Here is a 23,299-nt window from a genome sequence, read left to right as displayed (position 1 = left end):
CAAAGTGCCACGGGGTCTCCGTGGCACTTTTGCATTGGCCAATCGCCTGTTGGCGATCCGGCTCAATTGAGATGACTTACTTCATCAGGTCCGACAGCGCCAGCGCCACCACCTTGGTCGCACGGTTCAGGTCGTTCAGGCGCAGGTTCTCGTCCGAGTTATGGCCGCGGGCTTCCATCAGCGTGCGCGGGCCGGCGCCGTACAGCACGGTCGGGATGCCGCGCTTGGTGTAGTGGCGGGCGTCGGTGTAGAGCGGCACGCCTTGCACCGGGATCTCCACGCCGAACACCGACTCGGCACGGCTCTTCAGGGCGCCGATCAGCTTTTCCACGCCCGGCAGTTCCGACAGCGGCTCGGCCAGGATGATGCGCTCGACCTTAACTTCGATGCCCGGACGGTCCTTGGCGGCCTTTTCCACGACCGCGCGGATCTCGCCTTCGGCGTCGAAGCCGATTTCCTCGGGGATCATGCGGCGGTCGACGCGGAAGGTCACCAGGTCAGGCACCACGTTGGTGTTGATGCCGCCCTTGATCAGGCCCACGTTCAGCGTGGCGGTGTCGATGCCAGGCACCTTGGACTTGCGCGTGGCCAGCTCGGCACGCAGGCCGTAGATGGCCTGCAGGATGTGGGTGGCGGCTTCGATCGCGTCCACGCCGGTGTGCGGCATGGCGGCGTGGCCCTGCTTGCCCTTGACCGTCACTTCGACGTGCAGGCAGCCGTTGTGCGACGAGGTGATGCCGTACGAGAAGCCGGCCGAGATGGCGTAGTCGGCCTTGCTCAGGTTGTTATCGAGCAGGAACTTGGGACCGATGTCGCCGCCGGTTTCCTCGTCATAGGTGAACTGCAGCTCGACCGCGCCGTTGATCTTCGCACCCTGCTTCTCGGCTTCCATCAGCGCCAGCACGGCGTAGGTGTAGGTGGCGAAGTCCGACTTGGACACCGCCACGCCGCGGCCGTACATGACCGGGCCGTGCTCGCTGTCTGCCACTTCGCCGCCGTACGGGTCCTTGGTCCAGCCCAGGCCCGGGGGCACCACGTCGCCGTGGGCGTTCATGGCGATGGTCGGGCCGCCCGTGCCGAACTGCTTGCGCACGATCAGGTTGGTGGCGCTGATCATGCCGGCTGCCTTCACCAGTTCGTCCGGCACTTGGTGCGCCTCCACCGTGAAACCCAGGCCCTCCAGCAGTTCCTTGGCGCGCTTGCCATGGGCGTCGCAGTCGCCTGCGGGGTTGTCCGAGGGCACCTTGACCAGTTCGGCCAGGAAGGCTTCCTGTTCCGGACGGTGCTGGTCGATGAATTGCGTCAGCGTGGTTTCAGTGGGGTTCATATTGTCTCGTGCGGTCATGACTTGTTCTCTTAACTACGGAGGAGGGTGCGGGTGGGTTCCGGGGAATCTGCGCTGGCTTACTGCGGCAGGCGGAAGTGCTCGACGAAATCGCTGAACACGCGCGCGGACAGGGCGGCATCCTCGGCGGTCATGATTTCGGTGGGATGGTGGCTGATGCCGCCGTTGCCGCAGCGCACAAACAGCATGGCGACGTCGGCGATGGCGGCAATGGCCATGGCGTCATGGCCGGCACCGGAGGGCAGATGACGCACCGGCACGCCCTGGCGGGCGATGGCGGCGGCCCATTGCTCTTGCAGCCACTGGGCGCACGGCACGCTGTTCGCCTCGTGGGTCTTGCGCACTTGCACGCGCACGTTGCGGCGCGCGCACACGCGTTCGATCTCGGACAGCACGTCGTTGACGGCGGCCTCGCGCTCGGCGTCGATGCCCGAGCGAATGTCGATGGAGAACACCGCGTGGCCCGGCACCACGTTGGTGGCGCCATTGGGCACATTGAACTGGCCGACCGTGCCGACCAGGCCCGGCTTGCCGCCGCAGCGCTTCTCGATATACAGGCCGATCTCGGCCCCGGCCATGGCGGCGTCGCGGCGCATGTCCATCGGCACCGTGCCGGCGTGGCCGGCCAGGCCTTCGAGCTCGACGATAAAGCGGGTGGCGCCGGAGATGGCGGTCACCACGCCCACCGGCAGGTTTTCATTGAGCAGCACCGGGCCTTGCTCGATATGGACTTCGATGAAGGCCGCGACTTTGCTGCGGTCATGCCTGGCGGCGGGCAAGTCGGAGGCGTCGAAGCCTGCCTCGCGCATCACCTGGCGCATGGTCTTGCCGCTGTCGTCGACGTTGTCCAGCACGTTGTTGTCGAAGGTGCCGGCGATGGCCCGGCTGCCCAGCAGCGTTGCCTTGAAGCGCACGCCCTCTTCCTCGGCAAAGCCGACCACCTCGATCGCAAACGGGAAGCGCTTGCCCTGGCGGTTCCATTCGGCCACGCAGGCGATCGGCAGGATCACACCCAGGTTGCCGTCATAGCGGCCGGCGTCGCGCACGGTGTCGAAGTGCGAACCCGTCAGCAGCGCCGGCGCGTCCGGCGAGGTGCCCTCATAGCGGCCGATCACGTTGCCGGCGGCATCGCGCCGCACCGTCATGCCGGCCTGCTGCATCCATTCGGTCAGCTGTGCGGCGGCGCCGTGGTGGGCCTCGGTCAGGTAGGTACGGGTGAGCATGCCGGGCTGCTCGGTGTGGACGGCCAGGGCGTCGGCCCAGGCCATGATGCGCGTGCCAGTCTCTGCGGCGGACGGCGACGGATTTGCTGCCATGCGTTGTCTCCTGCTGGAAGTGCGTGAACGCCGCGGCGGGGTGGTCCGGCAAGGCCCGCCGGCGTCTGCCGCAAGGCCTGCCGGCGCGGGCGGGGCGCCCGGGCCGAAGCTCTATTCTGTGCGATTCATGTTAGCACAGTGAATTCAAAAATTGCATACAAAAATGATATGCACTATATTCGCTTCCACGTTCAGACAATTTGCCGCGGACAATCCGGTCCGGACAGGCGATTGCGTGGATTCCGCCTCAACAGGGGGGCTGTCCGCGAGGTGGCGCGCTCCCGACCCGGAAGCCCCGCACGGAACGTAAGGCCGGCAGCCACCCGCCAGCAGAGCAGTACGGGGCCGCCGGTGATTCCTGGATCAGATGGGCCAGCCAGCGCCAGCCAATGAACAGGCGCCGGACCGGCCCGGTACGGAGACAACCATGCAGCATGCAGTTCCCTCGCAGCCCCGCCCCAGCGCCCCCCAGCCCCGTTTGCACACCCGCTTCACCCGTTCGCTGTTTGGCCAGGTGCTGATTGCCCTGCTGATTGGTACGGCACTCGGCCTGGCATTTCCGGAATTCGCCGCCAAGCTCAAGCCGCTTGGCGATGCCTTTATCAAGCTGGTCAAGATGCTGATCGGCCCGATCGTGTTCTGCGTGGTGGTGGCCGGCATCTGCGGCGCGGGCGAGCTGAAGAAGGTCGGCCGCGTCGGCATCAAGGCGGTGGTGTATTTCGAGATCGTCACCACCATCGCGCTGGCGCTGGGCATCCTTCTGGCCTATGTGTTCCAGCCCGGCACTGGCATGAATGTCGACCCGCGTTCGCTCGATGCCTCGGCCATCGCCGGCTATATCGACAACGCCACCAAGGTGAAGGACCAGGGCACGGTCGACTTCCTGCTCAAGCTGATCCCCAACACCGTGTTCGGCGCGTTTGCCAACGGCGATGTGCTGCAGGTGCTGCTGGTCTCGATCCTGTTCGGCTGCGCGCTGTCGCTGGTGGGCGAACCGGGCCGGCCGCTGGTCAGGCTGATCGACACCTTCTCGCACACGCTGTTCAAGATGATGGGTTTCATCATCAAGCTGGCGCCGCTGGGCGTGCTGGGCGCGGTGGCATTCACCGTGGGCAAGTACGGCATCGGCTCGCTCAAGCAGCTCGGCTTCCTGGTGTTCCTGTTTTACGGTGCGGTGGTCATCTTCGTGCTGGTGGTGCTGGGCACGATCATGCGCGTGTGCGGTTTCTCGGTGATCAAGCTGATCCGCTACCTGCGCGCCGAGCTGCTGGTGGTGCTCGGCACCGCGTCGTCTGACAGCGTGCTGCCGCAGGTGATGAAGAAGCTGGAGTTCATGGGCATCAAGAAGTCGGTGGTGGGCCTGGTGATCCCGACCGGCTACTCGTTCAACCTGGATGCGTTCTCGATCTACCTGACGCTGGCCGCGGTCTTTATCGCGCAGGCGACCAACACGCCGCTGGCGCTGGGCGACCTGCTCGGCATCCTGGCGGTGGCGCTGGTCACCTCCAAGGGCGCTCACGGCATCCCCGGCTCGGCCATCGTGATCCTGGCGGCGACGCTGTCGGCGCACCCGGCGATTCCCGCCATCGGGCTGGTGCTGGTGCTGTCGGTGGACTGGTTCATCGGCATCGCCCGCGCGCTCGGCAACCTGATCGGCAACTGCGTGGCCACGGTGGTGGTGGCCGCCTGGGAGAAGGATATCGACCGCGAACGGGCCCATGGCGTGCTCAACGGCACCATTGAAGCGACCGACCTGGATGCGGGTCTGGCCGCGATGGCGGAGGACGGCGTGGACGCCGGATCTCCGGTCGCCGTGCCAGGGCGATAGAATCACGCATCTCCCCAACCGCGCAGCCTCTGCGCAAGTGCGCTGCCATGCCCGAGCATATCGATCCTGACATGACCGCCGAGGCGATCGCCGAAGACATAGTCGCGGCCATCGTTTCGCACCGCCTGCCGCCCGGCACCAAGCTGCGCGAGGAGGCCCTGGCCAGTGTCTACCGCGTCAGCCGCACCAAGGTGCGCGCGGCGCTGCTGATGCTGTCCAAGGACAAGGTCATCCAGATCGTGCCGGACAAGGGCGCCTTCGTGGCCAAGCCCAGCGCCGAAGAGGCGCGCGAGGTCTTTGCGGTGCGCCGCATCCTGGAAGCGGCGCTGGCGCGCGAGTTCGTCGCCAAGGCGACGCCCGCCGACTACAAGCGGATTGACAAGCACCTGGCGGCCGAGCGCAAGGCGCTGACGGGCAACGATGCGCAGGTGCGCACCCGGCTGCTGGGCGACTTCCATATCGTGCTGGCCGAGGTGGTCGGCAACGGCGTGCTGACCGAGATGATGCGCGAGCTGTCGACACGCAGCGCGGTCATCACCATGCTGTACCAGTCGCGCCGCGACGCGGCCTGCTCGTCGGACGAGCACCGCGAATTCATCGAGGCCGCCCGTGCCGGCGATGTCGAACGCGCCGTCACGCTGATGGTGGACCACCTGGGCCACGTGGAAGGTGCGCTGCATTTCGAGGAAACCGCGCCGGTGTCGCGCGGCAAGGACCTGGTGACCGCGCTGCTCGCGTAGGCGTGCGCAGCGACTGCTTGACGTGAGTCAAAGCGGCCCCTGCCGCTCACGCGCACACTTGAACCCGCCATGAAGACGCGGGGGCGCACTTCATGAGCACTCCGCCTTCCGGCCCTCATCGTCGGAAGGCTGCCCGCACGCTGCAACGGTGTGCGGGCTTTCTTTTTTCCGAGGACTGGGTTTTGCCCTGCGCAATGGCGCCCTGTCCCGCCCCTTGGCCGCCACCTCGCCCGGCACCCGTTTTCCCTTTCCTGTCAGCTAGTTGCAGCACCCGGGGCGGCATTTCTGGCATCCCCATTGTTGCGTCAGCGACGGCCGGCGTTGCCGGCAATATGCGAAATCGAATCCCGGCTTCGGGTTAGGATGCCGGTGGCCCGAGCCAGAGGCCGGCGCCGCCCCTGCAGCACCCGGGGCGGACGCACACCAGAACAGAAACATGGAGACCGTCATGCGCCATCGCGCGATACCTGCCGTGCAGCCACGCCGCCGGCGCTAGCCCTCCCCTGCATTTCGCCCCGCCACGGTCCTGCCTGCCGCAGGATCGCGGCCCGCATCGCCTGACCATCGACCGAGAGGACTTCCCATGCCCAGTGCCTTCCGCCCCGACGCCTTCGCCGGCAAGACCGTATTCGTCGCCGGCGCCTCCTCCGGCATCAACCTCGGCATCGCGCACGGCTTCGCGCGCGCCGGGGCGAAGCTGGCGCTGATCAGCCGCACCGCCGAGCGCATCCAGGCTGCCGCCGAGACCATCACCGCGGCCGGCGGCACCGCCGTCGGCATGGCCGCCGACGTGCGCGACTATGCCGCCGTGGAAGCGGCCTTCGCGCGCGCCCAGGACGAGCTGGGGCCGATCGACGTGGTGATCTCCGGCGCCGCGGGCAACTTCCTCGCGCCCGTGGTCGGCATGTCGGCCAATGCCTTCAAGACCGTGGTCGATATCGACCTGCTCGGCACCTTCAACGTGTTCCGCGCCAGCTTCGACCATCTGGCCAGGCCGGGTGCGTCGCTGATCGCGATCACCGCGCCGCAGGCGGTCAACGCCATGATGTTCCAGGCTCATGCCTGCGCGGCCAAGGCCGGCATCAACATGCTGATCAAGTGCCTGGCGATGGAATGGGGTCCGGCCGGGGTGCGCGTGAACGGCATCTCGCCCGGCCCGATCGCCGATACCGAGGGCATGGCGCGGCTGGCGCCCACGCCCGAGATGGAGGCCCGCTACAAGGCCCGCCTGGCGCTGCGCGACTACGGCACCAAGGACGATATCGCCGATGCCGCGATGTACCTGAGCAGCGACAACGCGCACTACGTCACCGGCACCATCCTCGACTGCGACGGCGGCAGCAAGCTGGGCGACGCCTCGGCCGATGCGCTGAAGAAGCCGCAGTAATCACCGTACCGAATACCGACCACGAGACCAGGAGAACCACCCATGACGGCATCCGTCCTCTATCAAGCCAGTGAAGGCGTGGCCACGCTGACCCTGAACCGCCCGGACGTGCTCAACGCGATGAACGGCGACCTGATGCGCGAGCTGCGCGAGGGCGTGGAACTCGCCGCCGGCGACGCCGCCGTGCGCGCCGTGCTGATCACCGGCGCGGGCCGCGGCTTCTGCGCCGGCGCCGACCTGGCCGCGCGCGGCAAGGATGGCATTACCGATTCCGGCACGCTGCTGCGCGAGCGCTACCACCCGATCATCATGACGCTGCGCCAGATGCCCAAGCCGGTCGTCACCGCGGTCAACGGCGTGGCCGCCGGTGCCGGCATGAGCCTGGCGCTGGCGGGCGACGTGGTGCTGGCGGCTCGCTCGGCCAGCTTCCTGCAGGCATTCTCCAAGATCGGCCTGGTCCCGGACGCCGGCAGCACCTACTTCGTGCCGCGCTATGCCGGCGAGATGCGCGCCCGCGCGCTGGCCATCCTGGCCGAGAAGATCGATGCCGAGGAAGCCCAGCGCATCGGCCTGGTGTGGAAGGTCCACGCCGACGACGCGCTGCAGGACGAGGCCGGCAAGCTGGCCCGCCACCTGGCCACCATGCCGACCATGGCCTACGGCATGATCAAGGAAGCCCTCAACCAGAGCTTCGACAACGACCTGGCCGCGCAGCTCGAAGTGGAAGCCACGCTGCAGTCGCGCGCCAGCCGCAGCGATGACTGCAAGGAAGGCGTGGCCGCCTTCATGGAGAAGCGCAAGCCGCAGTTCAAGGGCCGTTGAGCGCGGGGGCCTTCGCCGTTTGCAGCATCCCCGGGTGACTCGTCGACGCGGCACGCTCCGCATAGCAACCGAACCCACAACCCGCATCCCAAGGAGTCCGCGCATGAGCGCCAGCAGCAACGAACGTATCCTCGTCACCATCGAAGACGGCGTCGCCGACGTCCGCCTGAACCGCCCCGACAAGATGAACGCGCTCGACCAGGCCATGTTCGACGCGCTGATCGGGACCGGCGAGCAACTGGCGCGCATGCCCGACCTGCGCGCCGTGGTCCTCTCAGGCGAAGGCCGCGCCTTCTGCGCGGGGCTGGACATGGACCGCATGGCGGGCATGTTGTCCGACGGTGGCGAATCCCACAACGACAGCATCGGCGCGGGCCGCCTCGGCAAGCGTACCAATGGCATTTCCAATCGCCCGCAATACGCGTGCATGGTCTGGCGCGAACTGCCGGTGCCGGTCTTCGCGGCGGTCCACGGCGTGGCTTTCGGCGGCGGGCTGCAGGTGGCACTGGGGGCGGACGTACGCTATGTCGCGCCCGATACCAGGCTGTCGGTCATGGAAATGAAGTGGGGACTGGTGCCCGACATGGCCGGCATGGTGCTCACGCGCGGCCTGGTGCGCCCCGACGTGCTGCGCGAGCTGATCTACAGCGCGCGCGTGCTGAGCGGCACCGAAGCCTGCGCACTGGGCCTTGGCACCTACCTTGCTGACGACCCGCGCGCCGCGGCGCTGGAAGCCGCGCGCCAGGCGGCACGGAAGAACCCGGATGCGATCCGCGCGGCCAAGCGCCTGATGGCGGTGGTTGAGCGCGGCGACAATGCCGCCATCCTGCAGGCCGAGTCCGATGAGCAGGACCGGCTGGTCGGCTCGCCGAACCAGCGCGAGGCGGTGCTGGCCAATATGCAGAAGCGCGCGCCGCGCTTCGAGCCGGCGGGCTGAAGCAAGTCGCTCAGTGATGGTGCCGCGCGGCTCGCCGGCGGCGCCACCACAACGCATAGACTGCCACGTTGACCACCAGCACCACCAGCCCGAGCCACAGCTGCACCGCGGGCGTGAGCCCGGCCGGATAGATCAGCGGCAACAGGTAGCGCTCGACAAAGCCGCCGCTGTAGCCCGCCTGCCCCGCGGCCTGGCGCAGCGTGTTTTCAAGCGGCGTCAGCGGGCAGATCCAGCCGGACCATTCGATCAGCACGCCCCACACTGCCGCGGGCAGGTGCAGCCATGCGACACGCGGCCAGCGCAACACCAGCAGGCCGCCCGCCACCACGAACAGGATAAACAGCCCGTGCACGATGACCACCAGGTCGGCCAGCCAGGCTGTGATCGGCATCGCGCGCGGCGGCGGCCTCAGTTGCCGCCCGCCGTGTCCATCCAGTAACCCGGGCGCGCGAACTGCGCCTTCAGGTGCTCGATGAAGAAACGGATCTTGGCCGGCACCGGGCGCTGCTGCGGGTACACGGCAAGGATGTCGTAGGCCGGCAGCGCGTATTCGTCCAGAACCGTGATCAGCTCGCCGCTCTCCAGCTGCGGCAGGATCTCCCAGGTCGAGCGCCAGCCCAGGCCCAGGCCCTCGCCGGTCCAGCGGTGCAGCAACTCGCCGTCGTTGCAGTCCAGGTTGCCGTTGACGCGCACGGTCACGGTCTTGCCGTTCTGGCTGAAGTACCAGCCGCGCTGCTGGCCACCCTGCAGGTTGAACGCCAGGCAGTTGTGCTGGGCCAGGTCATCCAGCGTCTGCGGCACGCCGTACTTGGCAAAGTACGCCGGCGTGCCACACACCACGCGCTTGTTCGACGCCAGCTTGATCGCGACAAAGTTCGGGTCGATGGCGCCGCCGATGCGGATGCCGACGTCATAGCCTTCGCGCACCAGGTCGACCACGCGGTCGGTCAGGTTGAAGGAGATCTGCACCTCAGGGTTGGCCGCGAGGAACACCGGCGCGTGCGGCGCCACGTGCTTGCGCCCGAACGCTGCCGGCGCCGAAACGATCAGGTGGCCGGTGGCCTTGTGCTTGCCTTCGGCAATCAGCATCTCGGCGCGGTCCAGGTCGGCCAGCGCCTTCTTGCACTGCTCCATGAACACCGCGCCCTGCTCGGTCACGGCGATGCGGCGCGTGGACCGGTGCAGCAGCTTGACGCCGATGCGGGCTTCCAGTGCGTTGATGCGGCGGCCGATCATCACCGGCGTCACGTTCTGCGTGAGCGCCGCGGCCGCCATGCTGCCGTGCTCCACCACGGCGATAAAGGCTTCGATTTGCTTGAGTTTGTCCATCGGATATTCGTCTCCCGGGCGCCATTGTGCGGCATCCCCGGGGATGTGGCATCCCTGCGCGGCTGATGAGCAGGATCGCGGCATCCGCATACGGCCGCGTCAGGGCCGCTGCCAGGGGCACGCCAGGTCACCCGGCGCCGGTGCGGAATCAGGCGGCCGGAGCCGCCCGCGCCCGGACCTGCGCGTTCATCTCGGCCGCTTCGCCCAGCACATGGGCCAGCCGCCGCAGCGGCCGGCTGCATTGCACATGCAGGTACAGGTAGCAAGCCGCGCCGGTCACCACCATCACGCCATAGAGCCACAGCAGCGCCCCGGCCATGGCCTGCTGACGCGGCAGTGCGGCCACCACGGCCGCGGCCGGCGCCAGTGCCAGGAGCATTGCCAGGGTGCGCGCAGCACCTTCCCACAACCGCAGTTGCAACGCCACGCGCCGCTGGCGCGCCTGCAGCTGCTGCGGCGGTATGCGCGCCAGCCGGCGCAGCAGCGCATCCTCGGCCGCGCTGTGGCGGTCCATCTCGGCGGCCTGCCAGCGCAGCGGATGGCGTAGCCTGGCCAGCACGGTGCCGGCGCGCGTCAGCCCGGCGCCGGCATAGCAGGCGGCCGACAGGGCCAGCAGCGCCTCGAAGGTCCGCAGCGACCACAGCGGCACCGGAAGCTTCAGCCACAACCGCCAGACGGCCAGGGCCGCGCCGCCCAGGATGGTCGCGACCAGCGCCACGATAAAGCCAAGCCACAGCGAGCGCCCGAGGCGGCCGCCCGGCCCCGCAGGGGCGGCCGCCGGCCTGGGCGGGTCGGCGGCAAGCGCTTCAAGCAGTTCGTAGGTAGACGGCAGCCTGGAATACATGGTCGGCCCGGATGACGAGGAATCCCGCCATTTTGCCGCACTGCGCAGCGGCGGCCCGCCGGCGCCGGCCCGTACCCACCGCTGCGTTGCGTGCCCGTACCGTCACACCACATATCCAATTGCGTACCCCGGCGTACCCCCGCCAACCGTCCGGTCGGGCTTCCAAGCGGATATTGCGTACCCCAGGTATCGAATCAACTGATCTCCCTTCTGTTTATCCCACCCCGCCTGCGGGAATAGGATCGACTCCAACGAAATTCCCACCATTACCGGAGACAAGATCATGGCAAAGATGAGAGCAATCGACGCGGCAATCGCCGTGCTGGAGAAGGAAGGCGTGACCACGGCATTCGGCGTGCCGGGCGCGGCCATCAACCCGTTCTACTCGGCAATGCGCAAGTCAGGCAACATCAACCACGTGCTGGCCCGCCACGTCGAGGGCGCCTCGCACATGGCCGAAGGCTACACCCGTGCCGAGCCCGGCAACATCGGCGTCTGCGTCGGCACCTCGGGCCCCGCCGGCACCGACATGATCACCGGCCTGTACTCGGCCTGGGCTGATTCGATCCCCATCCTCTGCATTACCGGCCAGGCCCCGCGTGCCCGCCTGTACAAGGAAGACTTCCAGGCCGTCGATATCGAATCGATCGCCAAGCCCGTGACCAAGTGGGCGGTGACCGTGCGCGAGCCGGCACTGGTGCCGCAGGTGTTCCAGCAAGCCTTCCACATCATGCGTTCGGGCCGCCCGGGTCCGGTGCTGATCGACCTGCCGTTCGACGTGCAGGTGGCCGAGATCGAATTCGATGTCGACACCTACCAGCCGCTGCAACCGTACAAGCCGGCTGCCTCGCGTGCCCAGATCGAGAAGGCGATCTCGATGCTGAACGCGGCCGAGCGCCCGCTGATCGTCTGCGGCGGCGGCGTGATCAATGCTGACGCGTCCGATCTGCTGGTCGAGTTCGCTGAGCTGGTCAACGTGCCGGTGGTCCCCACGCTGATGGGCTGGGGCGTGCTCGCCGACGACCACCCGCTGCAAGCCGGCATGGTCGGCCTGCAGACCTCGCACCGCTATGGCAACGCCACGCTGCTGGCTTCGGACTTCGTGATGGGCATCGGCAACCGCTGGGCCAACCGCCACACCGGCAGTGTTGATGTCTACACCAAGGGCCGCAAGTTCGTGCACGTCGATATCGAGCCCACCCAGATCGGCCGCGTGTTCGGCCCGGACCTGGGCATCGTGTCGGACGCCAAGGCCGCGCTGGAACTGTTCGTCGAAGTCGCCCGCGAAATGAAGATGGCCGGCCGCCTGCCGTGCCGCAAGAGCTGGGTCGCCGACGTGCAGAAGCGCCGCCGCACCATGCAGCGCAAGAGCGATTTCGACAACGTGCCGGTCAAGCCGCAGCGCGTGTACCGCGAGATGAACCAGTACTTCCCGCGCGACGTGCGCTACGTCAGCACCATCGGCCTGTCGCAGATCGCCGCGGCGCAGTTCCTGTCGGTCAATGAGCCGCGCCACTGGATCAACTGCGGCCAGGCCGGCCCGCTGGGCTGGACCATCCCCGCCGCGATCGGCGTGAAGACCGCCTCGCCGGACTCGGATGTGGTGGCGATCTCGGGCGACTACGACTTCCAGTTCATGATCGAAGAGCTGGCCGTGGCCGCGCAGTTCAAGGTGCCGTACATCCACGTGGTGGTGAACAACTCTTACCTCGGCCTGATCCGCCAGGCGCAGCGCGGCTTCGAGATGGACTACTGCGTGCAGCTCGCGTTCGACAATGTCAACTCGCCTGAACTGAACGGCTACGGCGTGGACCACGTCAAGGTGGTCGAGGGCCTGGGCTGCAAGGCGATCCGCGTGTTCAAGCCGGAAGACATCGCCCCGGCCTTTGCCGAAGCGCGCGACCTGATGGCCGAGTTCTCGGTGCCGGTGGTGGTCGAGGTGATCCTGGAGCGCGTGACCAATATCGCGATGGGCACCGAGATCGACAACGTCAACGAGTTCGAGCCGATCGAAGACCTCGAGGACATCGAGGAAGCGATCCTGAAGGAAGAAGTGGAAACGGCGTAAGCAACACCATTCCAACATGGAAAGCGCGGGCTGCGGCCCGCGCGAATCCAGCGCCCCTGCCCTACCGCCATACCGCAGTACCGGCTCCGCACCGGCGGAGCGACAACACAATTAAACCGGAGAGACTCATGACTAAACTTGCGGCCAACCTCACCATGCTGTTCAACGAAGTGGGCTTTCTCGACCGCTTCGAAGCCGCCGCGCGCGCGGGCTTCCGCGGCGTGGAATTCCTCTTCCCCTATGCCTTCCACGCGGACCAGATCGCTGACCGCCTGAACCGCTTCCAGCTGGACCTGGTGCTGCACAACCTGCCCGCCGGCAAGTGGGAAGCGGGCGAGCGCGGCATTGCCTGCCACCCGGACCGCGTCGGCGAATTCCAGGACGGCGTGGGCGAGGCCATCAAGTACGCCAAGGTGCTGGGCGTGCGCCAGCTGAACTGCCTGGTCGGCATCCAGCCGCAGAACGTCAAGCGCGAGCAGGCGCAGGAAACGCTGGTGGAGAACCTGCGCTTCGCCGCCAGCGCGCTGGCCGCCGAGCATATCGACCTGCTCATCGAGCCGATCAACACCTTCGACATCCCCGGCTTCTTCCTGTCGCGCACGCAGCAGGCGCTGGACCTGATCAACCAGGTCAACGCGCCCAACCTGTACGTGCAGTACGACATCTATCACATGCAGCGGATGGAAGGCGAAATTGCCAACACCATCAAGGCCAACCTGCCGAAGATCAAGCACGTGCAGCTGGCCGACAACCCGGGCCGCAACGAGCCCGGCACCGGCGAACTGAACTACCAGTACCTGTTCAAGTTCCTGGACGAGATCGGCTACACCGGCTGGATCGGCTGCGAATACAAGCCCAAGACCACCACTGAGGCAGGACTGGGCTGGCGTGCCGCGCACGGCGTGCAATAACCGGTTACCGCACCGGCAAGCGACTACAGACTTAACATCTCACAAGGAGACATCACTATGGCAAACCAACGCAACGTCGGCTTCATCGGCCTGGGCATCATGGGCGCACCGATGGCGGGCCACCTGCGCGCCGCCGGCCACACGCTGTTCGTGCATGACGTCAACCCCGCCCCGCAAGCGCTGGTCGATGCAGGCGTGACCGTCTGCACCAGCGCCGAGGAAGTCGCCAAGCGTGCCGACATCATTGTCATCATGGTGCCGGACACCCCGCACGTGGAAGCCGTGCTGTTCAGCGAAAAGGGCGTGGCCGCCGCGTTCAAGGCCGCCGGCAAGGAAGCCAGCCACAGCAAGATCGTGGTCGACATGAGCTCGATCTCGCCGATCGCCACCAAGGATTTCGCCGCGCGCATCAACAAGCTGGGCGCCTCGTACCTGGACGCGCCGGTGTCGGGCGGTGAAGTCGGCGCCAAGGCCGCAACCCTGACCATCATGGTCGGCGGCCCGCAGGAAGCCTATGACCAGGTCAAGCCCCTGTTCGACCTGATGGGCAAGAACGTCACACTGGTGGGCGGCAACGGCGACGGCCAGACCACCAAGGTGGCCAACCAGATCATCGTCGCGCTGAACATCCAGGCCGTGTCCGAAGCCCTGCTGTTTGCCTCCAAGGCCGGCGCCGATCCGGCCAAGGTGCGCCAGGCGCTGATGGGCGGCTTTGCGGCCTCGCGCATCCTGGAAGTGCACGGCGAGCGCATGGTCAAGCGCACCTTCGACCCGGGCTTCCGCATCGAGCTGCACCAGAAGGACCTGAACCTGGCGCTGCAGGGTGCCAAGGCACTGGGCGTGGCACTGCCCAACACCGCCACCGCGCAGGAGCTGTTCAACACCTGCTCGGCCAACGGCCTGGGCAAGCAGGATCACTCGGCCCTGTGCCGCGCGATCGAGATCATGTCTAACCACCAGATCGCCAAGTAAGCAGCAACGACGTCGTCCCCGCCCTGCGGGGACGACTAGCTTTCCCCGTCAGCACCAGGATTTTTCATGCTCGCCACCGAACCTCAAGCCGCCCTGCTCTCGCCCCAGCGCGCCGCAGCGCATCCCGGACAGTCCGACGCGCGCGCGTTGCTGCGCGACCTGTTCGACACCGCGGTCGCTTCCGTCAGCGCCAGCCACTGCCTGCCGCCGCACCTGCCCACGCCGCCCAAGGGCCGCACGGTAGTGATCGGCGCCGGCAAGGCCGCTGCGGCGATGGCGCAGGCGGTCGAGGCGAACTGGCAAGGCGAGCTGTCGGGCCTGGTAGTGACGCGCTACGGCCATGGTGCCGAGTGCCAACGGATTGAAGTTGTCGAAGCCGCTCACCCCGTTCCCGATGAAGCCGGTGCGCGCGCCGCGCAGCGCATGGTGGAACTGGTGCAGGGCCTCACCGCCGACGACCTGGTGCTGTGCCTGATTTCCGGCGGCGGCTCCGCGCTGCTGGCCGCGCCCGCGCCGGGCCTGACGCTGGCCGACAAGCAGGCCGTGAACAAGGCGCTGCTCAGGAGCGGCGCGAGCATCGGCGAAATGAACTGCGTGCGCAAGCACCTGTCCGCGCTCAAGGGCGGACGCCTGGCGCTGCACTGCGCGCCGGCCCGCGTCGAGACGCTGCTGATTTCCGATATTCCCGGCGATGACCCGACCCTGATCGCAAGCGGCCCGACACTGCCCGATGCGACCACTTGCGCCGACGCGCTGGCCGTCATCGCCAAGTACGGCATTGAAGTCCCCGCCAACGTGCGCGCCCACCTGGAAAGCGGCGCCGGCGAAACGCCCAAGCCCGGCGATGCCCGCTTTGAAGGCCACCGCAACGTGACGCTGGCCACCGCGCAGCAATCGCTGGAAGCCGCCGCCGCGCGCGCACGTGAACTGGGCTATGAGGCCCATATCCTGTCCGACTGCATCGAAGGCGAAGCCCGCGAAGTGGCCGAAGTGCACGCCGCCATCGCGCGCCAGGTTGCGCAGCGCGGCCAGCCCTTCAGCAAGCCCTGCGTGATCCTGTCCGGCGGCGAGACCACCGTGACCGTGCGCGGCAAGGGCCGCGGCGGGCGCAATGCCGAGTTCCTGCTGGCCCTGGCGGTGGCGCTGGACGGACTGGCCGGCGTGCACGCGATTGCCGGCGACACCGATGGCATCGACGGCTCCGAGGACAACGCCGGAGCGCTGCTCTCGCCCGACACCCTGACCCGCGCCGCCGCGCGCGGGCTGTCGGCGCGCGCGCACCTGGACAACAACGACGGCTACGGCTTCTTTGCCGGCCTGGACGACCTGATCGTCACCGGCCCGACCCGCACCAATGTGAATGACTTCCGCGCCATCCTGATTGTGTAGGCCTGCAGTCGTCAGCGCAGTACCGCCGTACCGAAGCCGTAGTTCACCTGAACAGCATTATCCGGCGCGCCACGTGGCGCGCCGTCCGAGAATGGAAGAGGAGACATCATGAGACGCCAGCGCAAAGCGAAGATCGTTGCCACGCTTGGACCCGCAAGCACCGACATCGCGGTGATCCGCGAACTGTTCGAGGCGGGTGCCGACGTGTTCCGGCTGAACTTCAGCCACGGCACGCACGAAGACCACCGCGCGCGCTACGACGCCGTGCGCAAGATCGAGGCAGAGACCGGCCGCCCGATCGCGATCCTGGCCGACCTGCAGGGCCCGAAGCTGCGCATCGGCACCTTCGCCGCCGGCAAGGTCGCGGTGCGCGCGGGCGATGGGTTCGTGCTCGACAGCGATCCCACCCCGGGCGACGGCACCCGCGTCTACCTGCCGCATCCCGAACTGTTCGCCGCCGCGCAGCCGGGCCAGTCGCTGCTGATCGACGACGGCAAGGTACGCCTGTCGATCGAAGCGGTGACCACCGGCACCATCACCACGCGCGTGGTCAACAACGGCACGCTGTCCGACCGCAAGGGCGTGAACGTGCCCGACGCCGTGATCCCCATCCCCGCGCTGACCGAGAAGGACCGCAAGGACCTGGACTTCGCGCTGTCGCTGGGCGCTGACTGGATCGGCCTGTCGTTCGTGCAGCGCCCGTCCGACATCGTCGAAGCGCGCGAGATCGTCGGCACCCGTGCGGGCATCCTGTCCAAGATCGAGAAGCCGGCCGCGCTGCAGCAACTCGAAGAGATCGTGCGCGTGTCCGATTCCGTGATGGTGGCGCGCGGCGACCTCGGCGTAGAACTGCCGCCCGAGCGCGTGCCCGGCGTGCAGAAGCGCATCCTGCGCGTGTGCCGCCAGCTGGGCAAGCCGGTGGTGATCGCCACGCAGATGCTGGAATCGATGATCGACTCGCCGGTGCCGACCCGTGCCGAAGCGTCGGACGTGGCCAGCGCCATCTATGAAGGCGCCGACGCGGTGATGCTGTCGGCCGAGTCGGCCAACGGCCGCTACCCGGTGCCGGCGGTGTCGATGATGAACCGCATCGTCACCGAGGTGGAACGCGACCCGCTGTACCGCAACCTGCTCGATGCCCAGCATGAGACCCCGCTGAACACGCGCCAGGATGCAATCTGCGCGGCGCTGCGCGAAGTCACACAGATCATCGGCGCCGCCGCGACGGTGACCTACACGTCCTCGGGCGCCACCGCGCTGCGCGCCGCGCGTGAGCGGCCGTGCGCGCCGATCGTCAGCATCACGCCGAACCTGGAAATCGCGCGCCGCCTGGCAATTGCCTGGGGCGTCCACTCTACCGTGAGCCCGGATGTGCAGAGCGTGGATGAAATGGTCGAAGCCGCCACGCGCGCGGCGGTGGCCGAAGGTTATGCCGTGCCGGGCGACCAGATCACCATCGCCGCGGGGATGCCGTTCGGGCAAGGCGGGACCACCAACCTGCTGCGCGTGGCTGAAGTTGGCGCCAGCGCGGTGGCAACCGCGCCGGCTACGCGTGAGGCTGCCTTGGCCTGACAGCGCTGCTTGCGTTCCCGTCCCGGAACGTTCAGGTCATGACGGAACCGGGTGCAAACCCGGTTTCTTTGTTTTGCCGCACACCGCCTGCGCTGCCCGTCTCCAGGGTAAGTGGGTGGTGTTTTTTTTGGCGTGCCTGGCAGGCGTGATTGTCTGGCCTGGGGCCCGGCCAGAACCGGCACCTGACCCCGGATTGCTATACTGATCGACACCCTCCCCCTGCAATTCCCCTACCCCCGGAGCCCCCATGCGCCTAGATGACGAAGCCGAAAGCCAGCACGTTGAAGACCGCCGTGGCGGATTCGGCGGTGTCGGCGGCAAGACCATCGGCATCGGCACGGTCATCGTCGCGCTGGCGGCGTCGTACTTCTTTGGCATCGACCCGATGCTGATCATGCAGGGCGCGTCGGTGCTGCAGGGCTCCGGCCCACAGCAACAGCAGCAGGCCAACCGCCCGCCGGCGACGGACCAGATGACGGTGTTCACGCGCAAGGTGCTGGGCAATACCGAGCGCACCTGGCAGCACATCTTTGAAACCCAGCTGAACCGCCGCTATGCGCCCCCCACGCTGGTGCTGTTCTCGGGCGCCACGCCCACGGCGTGCGGCACCGGTCAGTCGGCGATGGGACCGTTCTACTGCCCCGGCGACCAGAAGGTCTATATCGACCTGGCCTTCTATGACGAGCTGCGCCAGCGCTTCGGCGCCAGCGGCGACTTTGCCCAGGCCTATGTGATCGCGCACGAGATCGGCCACCATGTGCAGAACCTGCTGGGCGTATCGGACAAGGTCGACAGCGCGCGCCGCCGCATGGGCGAGGCGCAGGCCAACCAGCTGTCGGTGCGTATGGAACTGCAGGCCGACTGCCTGGCAGGTGTCTGGGCCGCCACCGCGCAGCGCGCCAACCAGCAGTTGCTGGAGCCCGGCGATGTCGAAGAAGGCCTGAAGGCCGCCGCCGCGATCGGCGACGACCGGCTGCAGCGCCAGTCGCAGGGCTATGTCGTGCCGGAGGCCTTTACCCACGGCTCCAGCGAGCAGCGCGTGCGCTGGCTGCGCCGCGGCATTGAGTCCGGCGATATCCGCAAGTGCGATACCTTCGCCTCGCGCGACCTGTAACCGAGGGCTCCGCCCCCGACGTCCGAGGGGTGCCGGCAATGTGACGCTTGCGTTGTCCGGCGCCGCGGTGCACGCCGGCCCCGGTCGACGGGCCACGCGCCCCCTGACCGACAGGCGACCCGACACGCGGCCGCGCCGGCAACATCGGCCCAGCTTTGCCGCGACTTGCCGCCTCTTGCCGCTTAGCCTTGCGGCGTCTCCACACCCAAGCCGTTCCGTTCCAACCGCACCGGAGCCACGGCCGATCTTCACTTGCCGTGCGCCCGTGCCAGCCCTGACCTGACATGGCGTCGTTTTTCCTGAAGCGCCCGGCGTTTGCCTGGGTGCCGGCCATCCTGACGGCCAGCCGGTGCCCGCGCTGGACCTGAAGATCGACTACCGCAAGGCCGAAGCCTTCGGTGTCGATGCAGATACCGTGCACCACACGCTGTCGGCCACGCTGGGCTCGCGCTATATCGACGAAGTGGCGCGCGAGGGCCGCGTGCGGCGCGTGATCCTGCAGGCCGACGCGCCCTTCCGCATGCAGCCGGACCAGCTCGCGCGCGTGCACGTGCGCAACGCACACGGCGCGATGGTGTCGCTGGCCGCGTTCGCCTCGCTGGAATGGGGACGCGGCGAGGTCACGCTGGAGCGCTTCGACGCGCGCGGCGCGCCAGCGGCTGCGGCCGGTGGTGATGACCTCGCTGGCCTTTGTGCTGGGCGTGGTGCCGCTGGCGCTCAGCACCGGCCCGGGCGCGGGTGCGCAGCAGGCGGTCGGCACCGGCGTGCTGGGCGGCATGCTGGGTGCGACGGTGCTGGGTACGCTGGCGGTGCCGCTGCTCTATGCAGCGATCGCGCGCAGGTTGCCGCGCGCGCAGCCAGAACCAGGACACGACGCGACAGCCACGCAGCCGCCTTCAGCATGAGGGGCATGCCTGCGCGCTGACGCGGTCACGAGCGGACGGAAGAGAAAAGCGCCTGCCTGGCGAAGAGAGAAGGAGGAGGAGGTCAGCCGGGCAGGCGGGAGAGAAAACTTGCGGCCACCGCAGTGGCCGCACGAGGTCTTTGGGAAGACCTGCGAGGATCAGACGCGATAGCCGTACAGCGAACCGTCACCCGAGCGGGAATTGTCGAGCGCACGATCGGCAATATCACCGGTGAAGGTGTGCGTACCTTCGCTGAAGGTATCGAACTTGCCTTGCTTGGAGATCTCGCCACTGAAGCTATGCGAGCCTTCGGTGAAGCTGTCGAACTTGCCGTCGCGGCGCGAGCCTTCCGAGTACGGGTCGAAGCGGCCGGTGCGGGCTCCGTCCGTGTACGTATCGAACTTGCCTTGCTTGGCGCCGTCCGTATACACATCGTACTTGCCGGCCTTCAGCGCATCGGCATACACATCAAACTTGCCAACCTTGCTGGCAGCGGGGGCAGCCAACGCCACAGCGGACGCAGCGACAGCCGCGAACACGAGCGCGCCGCCAAGGATACGTCTGGCGATCATTTGGGACTCCTTCAACTGATTCGTCGTTCTTTCTTGTATGGACCGGGATGAGACTCCGGCCGCTCTGCAATCTATGTTGCGATGCGAGCACGGACTGAAGATTAGTCACAGTCCGCGCAAGCAGAAATACCGCTGCGACGAATGGTGCGTTGCGAGTCGTGAAACGACTGGCTTGCCGACGAATGGTGTCGATGGATCGCCGGACACATCCGGCGCAGGATGTGCCTGCGTGGCCCCGGCAGCACGCCTCAGACGGCTGGGGTGCGGCTCAGGATGCGGCTCAAAGCGTGTACTGGCCGCTGGCTTCCGGCTGGAACGCGATCCCGGCGACACTCACCTGCTGCTCGCGGCCGTCGGGTAGCCGGTAGCTGACGGTCTGCCCGGCGCGCGCGCCGAGCAGCGCCTGGCCCACCGGCGACAGTACCGACAGCCGGCCGGCATCAAAGTCGGCCGCGTCGGGGTACACCAGCGTCCAGTTGCGCGGGGCCTGCTCGCCCGGCAGGTTGCAGACCAGGCGCGTGTTCATGGTGACGACGTCGGTCGGGATCTCTTCGGGCGCGACGATGGTGGCGCGCGCCAGCAGGTTGTCGAGCATGTCCTCAAGCTGCGCCGAACCGGCGCGGCTGGCGATGCGCTCCAGGCGGGTCACGTCGAGTTCGGTCAGGTACAGGGTGGCGGTATTCGTTTTGGTGGCCGTCATGGCGGGTCCTCCGGCAGTCAGGTGGTTGGCGCGGCCCGGCCAGCATGGCAGGCGGCGGCGGTCAGGTCTTGCCCGCTGGCGTGCCGCGCAGCAGCGCGGACATCAACGGATCGGCGAACGCCTTGCGGCGATTGCCGGCAACAACGGAAACGCTGGCTCGGGCCCGGTTCGGCCCGGGCCCCGCTGGTGGGAGACGAATCAGGCTGGGAACCGGGCGGAATCAGGCGGTGCGCTGATCCGGCGGGGAGAGACGCGCATCGCGCGCTGGGGCAGGATGCTGGTCGTGGCGATCGCACACGCGTGCGCGCGGCCGGTCCGCATCAGGCGGACAGGCGCATCGGGCATCGGCGTCAGGCGATCAGTCATGGTCATGCAGAAGGTTTGATAAGGGGCAGCGGATGGTTCTCTGAACAGGCGAGCCGCGTAAGTCATTGCTCACTACCTCGCTCGCTGGCTGCGCTGCCGCCGCGCCCGTGCACCGCAGTGGTGCGATCACGGGAGCAGTCATCGTAGCATAGTGACGCGACTGCGCGCGTCACCCGTCGGCAGCATGCCCGGCCTCGTGCGCGCCCGCATGGCATTCGCAGGCCGCGCCGGCGGCGGCCTGCTGCAGATTCTGCAGGATGCCGCACTCACTGGCGGGCTGGTGGTGGTGGCAGGTCTCGCGCAGCGCGCGCAACTGCCCTTCCAGCGCCTCCAGCGCCACCCGCTGCGCGTGGATCTGCGCAATCTGGCGGTCCAGCAGCGTATTGATGTCATCGCAGTCCTGCGACGGATTGCGCTCGAACTCACGCAGCCGCCGCACATCCGACAGGCCCATGCCGAGCGAGCGGCAGTGGCGCACGAAATTCAGCTGGACCAGGTGGCCGTCGTCATAGCAGCGATAGCCGTTGGCCTCGCGCCGCGGCGCGTCGAGCAGGCCTTCGCGTTCGTAATAGCGGATGGTCTCGACATCGCAGCCGCTGCTATGGGAGAGTTCGCCGATGCGCATGGTGCCTGGTCCTCGCTTTGTACCCTGTAATGACTACAGGGTTAGCAATAGTGTAGGCCAGCCCGGCAGGTCTTGCAGGAATGACGGAAGCAGCACACCCAGAGTGAGTGACGCCGGCGTGCGACGGGCCCTGCGGGCGGCGCCTGCGCCATGCCGCATCCTGTAGAATTCCTTCCACATCTACCCATAAGCCATCCCCCTTCGTGCGCTCCCTCCGGCTACTCCTGCTGGTCATGATGCTGGCCTTCCTGCCCCTGCCGGGCTGGGCGGCAGCGTTCGCGCACGCCGTGGTGGCCACCGGCGAAGTGTCGGCCGCGCCTGCGGCCGACATCGGTAACGATGACGCTGCCGCAGCGGGCGAGCCGTCGCCCGCTTCCGAAGCCGCGGAGCCGCAGTGGCAGCCCGGCGCCGACCTTGCCGAGCAGCTGCTGCCGGCATCTCCCTTGCGCCTGGCCGCCTGGGGCGGCCGCGCCGGACCGCCGCGCTATGCCGGCGCCCCGCTGCCCGAGCCCGACCTGCCACGGCTGCCGCGTCCGCCGAGCGCCTGAGTCCCACGGGCGCGGCGTGGCCGCGCCCGCCTGTTCCTGCGTGCCGCGCCTGAGCGTGCGGCGCGCGTCCGCGGCCCGTCCGCATCCTGGCTGTACCGCCCGACACACCACTGCTCCATACACACATGAAACGCGTATTGCTTTTCCTGGCGACCAACCTCGCCGTCATGCTTGTCCTCAGCATCACCGCCAGCGTGCTGGGGGTGAACCGCTTCCTGACCGCCAACGGCCTGAACCTGGGCACGCTGCTGGCATTCGCCGCCCTGATGGGCTTCGGTGGCGCATTTATTTCGCTGCTGATGTCCAAGACCATCGCCAAGTGGTCGACCGGCGCGCAGGTCATCACGCATCCCAGCACCAGCACCGAGCTGTGGCTGGTGCAGACCGTTGAAAATCTGGCGCAGCGTGCCGGCCTGCCGATGCCGGAAGTTGCCATCTACGATGGCGAACCCAATGCCTTCGCCACCGGCGCGACCAGGAACAGCTCGCTGGTAGCGGTCTCCACCGGCCTGCTGCAATCGATGTCCCATGAAGAAGTGGAGGCCGTGCTGGCGCACGAGGTCGCACACGTGGCCAACGGCGACATGGTCACGCTGACGCTGATCCAGGGCGTGGTCAACACCTTCGTGATCTTCCTGGCGCGCGTGGTCGGCTACTTCGTCGATTCGATGCTGCGCAAGAACGACGAGGAATCGAGCGGCCCGGGCATTGGCTACATGGTCACGGTGATCGTCTGCGAGCTTGTGTTCGGCATCCTGGCCAGCATCATCGTGGCCTGGTTCTCGCGCCGCCGCGAGTTCCGTGCCGATGCGGGCGCGGCCGGCATGATGGGCACGCCCGTGCCGATGGTGGCGGCATTGCGCCGCCTGGGCGGCCTGGAGCCGGATGGACTGCCGCAGAACATGCAGGCAATGGGCATTGCCGGCGGCAAGTCGTGGATGGCGCTGTTCTCCAGCCACCCGCCGATCGAGCAGCGCATTGCCGCGCTGCAGTCGGCGCGCTGATCGCT

At 67.6% G+C, this 23,299-nt stretch carries 21 protein-coding genes and 1 pseudogene; 14 read left to right on the top strand and 8 right to left on the bottom strand.

From position 1 onward, the window contains the following. Positions 1 to 76 precede the first annotated feature (76 nt). Together A3A5_RS0108350 and A3A5_RS0108345 are read right to left on the bottom strand one after the other, a co-directional pair. Positions 77 to 1,345: a M20/M25/M40 family metallo-hydrolase gene (locus A3A5_RS0108350; protein ID WP_026200578.1), complete on the bottom strand. Its 1,269-nt coding sequence runs from the start codon at positions 1,343 to 1,345 to the stop codon at positions 77 to 79. Between the two features lie 59 nt (positions 1,346 to 1,404). Then, positions 1,405 to 2,661 (bottom strand): allantoate amidohydrolase, encoded by a 1,257-nt coding sequence (locus tag A3A5_RS0108345; RefSeq protein ID WP_018310143.1) that lies wholly within the window; start codon positions 2,659 to 2,661, stop codon positions 1,405 to 1,407. A gap of 427 nt (positions 2,662 to 3,088) precedes the next feature. Here A3A5_RS0108345 and A3A5_RS0108340 point away from each other — a divergent pair, with 427 nt between their 5' ends. The 5 genes from A3A5_RS0108340 to A3A5_RS0108320 all read left to right on the top strand — a co-directional run bounded on the left by A3A5_RS0108340 (position 3,089) and on the right by A3A5_RS0108320 (position 8,375). Next, positions 3,089 to 4,489 carry a C4-dicarboxylate transporter DctA gene (locus A3A5_RS0108340; RefSeq protein WP_026200577.1) on the top strand — a complete coding sequence of 467 codons (1,401 nt, stop codon included), beginning with the start codon at positions 3,089 to 3,091 and terminating at the stop codon, positions 4,487 to 4,489. Between the two features lie 47 nt (positions 4,490 to 4,536). After that, positions 4,537 to 5,229 (top strand): GntR family transcriptional regulator, encoded by a 693-nt coding sequence (locus A3A5_RS0108335; RefSeq protein WP_018310141.1) that lies wholly within the window; start codon positions 4,537 to 4,539, stop codon positions 5,227 to 5,229. A gap of 583 nt (positions 5,230 to 5,812) precedes the next feature. After that, positions 5,813 to 6,616 (top strand): SDR family oxidoreductase, encoded by an 804-nt coding sequence (locus tag A3A5_RS0108330; protein ID WP_018310140.1) that lies wholly within the window; start codon positions 5,813 to 5,815, stop codon positions 6,614 to 6,616. Positions 6,617 to 6,658: 42 nt separating this feature from the next. After that, positions 6,659 to 7,438, top strand: a complete 780-nt coding sequence (locus A3A5_RS0108325; RefSeq protein WP_018310139.1) for an enoyl-CoA hydratase-related protein — start codon at positions 6,659 to 6,661, stop codon at positions 7,436 to 7,438. Positions 7,439 to 7,541: 103 nt separating this feature from the next. Next, positions 7,542 to 8,375 carry a crotonase/enoyl-CoA hydratase family protein gene (locus A3A5_RS0108320; protein WP_018310138.1) on the top strand — a complete coding sequence of 278 codons (834 nt, stop codon included), beginning with the start codon at positions 7,542 to 7,544 and terminating at the stop codon, positions 8,373 to 8,375. A 10-nt stretch (positions 8,376 to 8,385) separates the two neighbouring features. On the opposite strand, the gene A3A5_RS0108315 is transcribed toward A3A5_RS0108320, so the two are convergent. The 3 genes from A3A5_RS0108315 to A3A5_RS0108305 all read right to left on the bottom strand — a co-directional run bounded on the left by A3A5_RS0108315 (position 8,386) and on the right by A3A5_RS0108305 (position 10,548). After that, complete coding sequence (locus A3A5_RS0108315) at positions 8,386 to 8,766, bottom strand: DUF2784 domain-containing protein (RefSeq protein ID WP_018310137.1); 381 nt, start codon at positions 8,764 to 8,766, stop codon at positions 8,386 to 8,388. A gap of 17 nt (positions 8,767 to 8,783) precedes the next feature. Further along, positions 8,784 to 9,704 (bottom strand): LysR family transcriptional regulator, encoded by a 921-nt coding sequence (locus A3A5_RS0108310; protein ID WP_018310136.1) that lies wholly within the window; start codon positions 9,702 to 9,704, stop codon positions 8,784 to 8,786. A 148-nt stretch (positions 9,705 to 9,852) separates the two neighbouring features. Continuing rightward, positions 9,853 to 10,548, bottom strand: coding sequence for a hypothetical protein (locus tag A3A5_RS0108305; RefSeq protein WP_018310135.1), 696 nt, complete (start codon positions 10,546 to 10,548; stop codon positions 9,853 to 9,855). A gap of 283 nt (positions 10,549 to 10,831) precedes the next feature. Between A3A5_RS0108305 and gcl the strand changes: the two genes are divergently transcribed. The 7 genes and pseudogenes from gcl to A3A5_RS45600 all read left to right on the top strand — a co-directional run. After that, the gene (gene gcl, locus A3A5_RS0108295) at positions 10,832 to 12,616 is read left to right on the top strand and encodes a glyoxylate carboligase (RefSeq protein ID WP_018310133.1); all 1,785 of its coding nucleotides are present in this window, start codon (positions 10,832 to 10,834) and stop codon (positions 12,614 to 12,616) included. Positions 12,617 to 12,744: 128 nt separating this feature from the next. After that, complete coding sequence (gene hyi, locus A3A5_RS0108290; RefSeq protein ID WP_018310132.1) at positions 12,745 to 13,527, top strand: hydroxypyruvate isomerase; 783 nt, start codon at positions 12,745 to 12,747, stop codon at positions 13,525 to 13,527. Between the two features lie 57 nt (positions 13,528 to 13,584). Next, positions 13,585 to 14,499 carry a 2-hydroxy-3-oxopropionate reductase gene (glxR, locus tag A3A5_RS0108285; RefSeq protein ID WP_018310131.1) on the top strand — a complete coding sequence of 305 codons (915 nt, stop codon included), beginning with the start codon at positions 13,585 to 13,587 and terminating at the stop codon, positions 14,497 to 14,499. A 66-nt stretch (positions 14,500 to 14,565) separates the two neighbouring features. Then, positions 14,566 to 15,888, top strand: coding sequence for a glycerate kinase (locus A3A5_RS0108280; RefSeq protein WP_018310130.1), 1,323 nt, complete (start codon positions 14,566 to 14,568; stop codon positions 15,886 to 15,888). Between the two features lie 108 nt (positions 15,889 to 15,996). Next, on the top strand, positions 15,997 to 17,460 hold the full coding sequence (pyk, locus tag A3A5_RS0108275) for a pyruvate kinase (RefSeq protein ID WP_018310129.1): 1,464 nt from the start codon (positions 15,997 to 15,999) through the stop codon (positions 17,458 to 17,460). 247 nt (positions 17,461 to 17,707) lie between these two features. Continuing rightward, positions 17,708 to 18,574, top strand: a complete 867-nt coding sequence (locus A3A5_RS0108270; protein ID WP_018310128.1) for a neutral zinc metallopeptidase — start codon at positions 17,708 to 17,710, stop codon at positions 18,572 to 18,574. Positions 18,575 to 18,914: 340 nt separating this feature from the next. Then, positions 18,915 to 19,479: pseudogene (locus A3A5_RS45600) on the top strand (efflux RND transporter permease subunit); the annotation flags it as partial. A gap of 158 nt (positions 19,480 to 19,637) precedes the next feature. On the opposite strand, the gene A3A5_RS0108260 reads toward A3A5_RS45600, so the two are convergent. The 3 genes from A3A5_RS0108260 to A3A5_RS0108245 all read right to left on the bottom strand — a co-directional run bounded on the left by A3A5_RS0108260 (position 19,638) and on the right by A3A5_RS0108245 (position 21,742). Continuing rightward, positions 19,638 to 20,051: a hypothetical protein gene (locus A3A5_RS0108260; RefSeq protein WP_013958352.1), complete on the bottom strand. Its 414-nt coding sequence runs from the start codon at positions 20,049 to 20,051 to the stop codon at positions 19,638 to 19,640. A 280-nt stretch (positions 20,052 to 20,331) separates the two neighbouring features. Then, positions 20,332 to 20,751: a nucleoside diphosphate kinase regulator gene (gene rnk, locus A3A5_RS0108255; RefSeq protein ID WP_018310127.1), complete on the bottom strand. Its 420-nt coding sequence runs from the start codon at positions 20,749 to 20,751 to the stop codon at positions 20,332 to 20,334. 535 nt (positions 20,752 to 21,286) lie between these two features. Then, positions 21,287 to 21,742, bottom strand: a complete 456-nt coding sequence (locus tag A3A5_RS0108245; protein ID WP_018310125.1) for a Cd(II)/Pb(II)-responsive transcriptional regulator — start codon at positions 21,740 to 21,742, stop codon at positions 21,287 to 21,289. A gap of 233 nt (positions 21,743 to 21,975) precedes the next feature. Between A3A5_RS0108245 and A3A5_RS0108240 the strand changes: the two genes are divergently transcribed. Beyond that, positions 21,976 to 22,290 (top strand): hypothetical protein, encoded by a 315-nt coding sequence (locus A3A5_RS0108240; RefSeq protein WP_018310124.1) that lies wholly within the window; start codon positions 21,976 to 21,978, stop codon positions 22,288 to 22,290. A gap of 125 nt (positions 22,291 to 22,415) precedes the next feature. Continuing rightward, positions 22,416 to 23,294: a protease HtpX gene (gene htpX, locus A3A5_RS0108235; RefSeq protein WP_026200575.1), complete on the top strand. Its 879-nt coding sequence runs from the start codon at positions 22,416 to 22,418 to the stop codon at positions 23,292 to 23,294. Positions 23,295 to 23,299: the final 5 nt, after the last annotated feature.

The sequence above is a fragment of the Cupriavidus sp. UYPR2.512 genome, assembly GCF_000379565.1.
GTDB lineage: Bacteria > Pseudomonadota > Gammaproteobacteria > Burkholderiales > Burkholderiaceae > Cupriavidus.
This window is presented reverse-complemented; position numbering and strand designations above follow the sequence as displayed.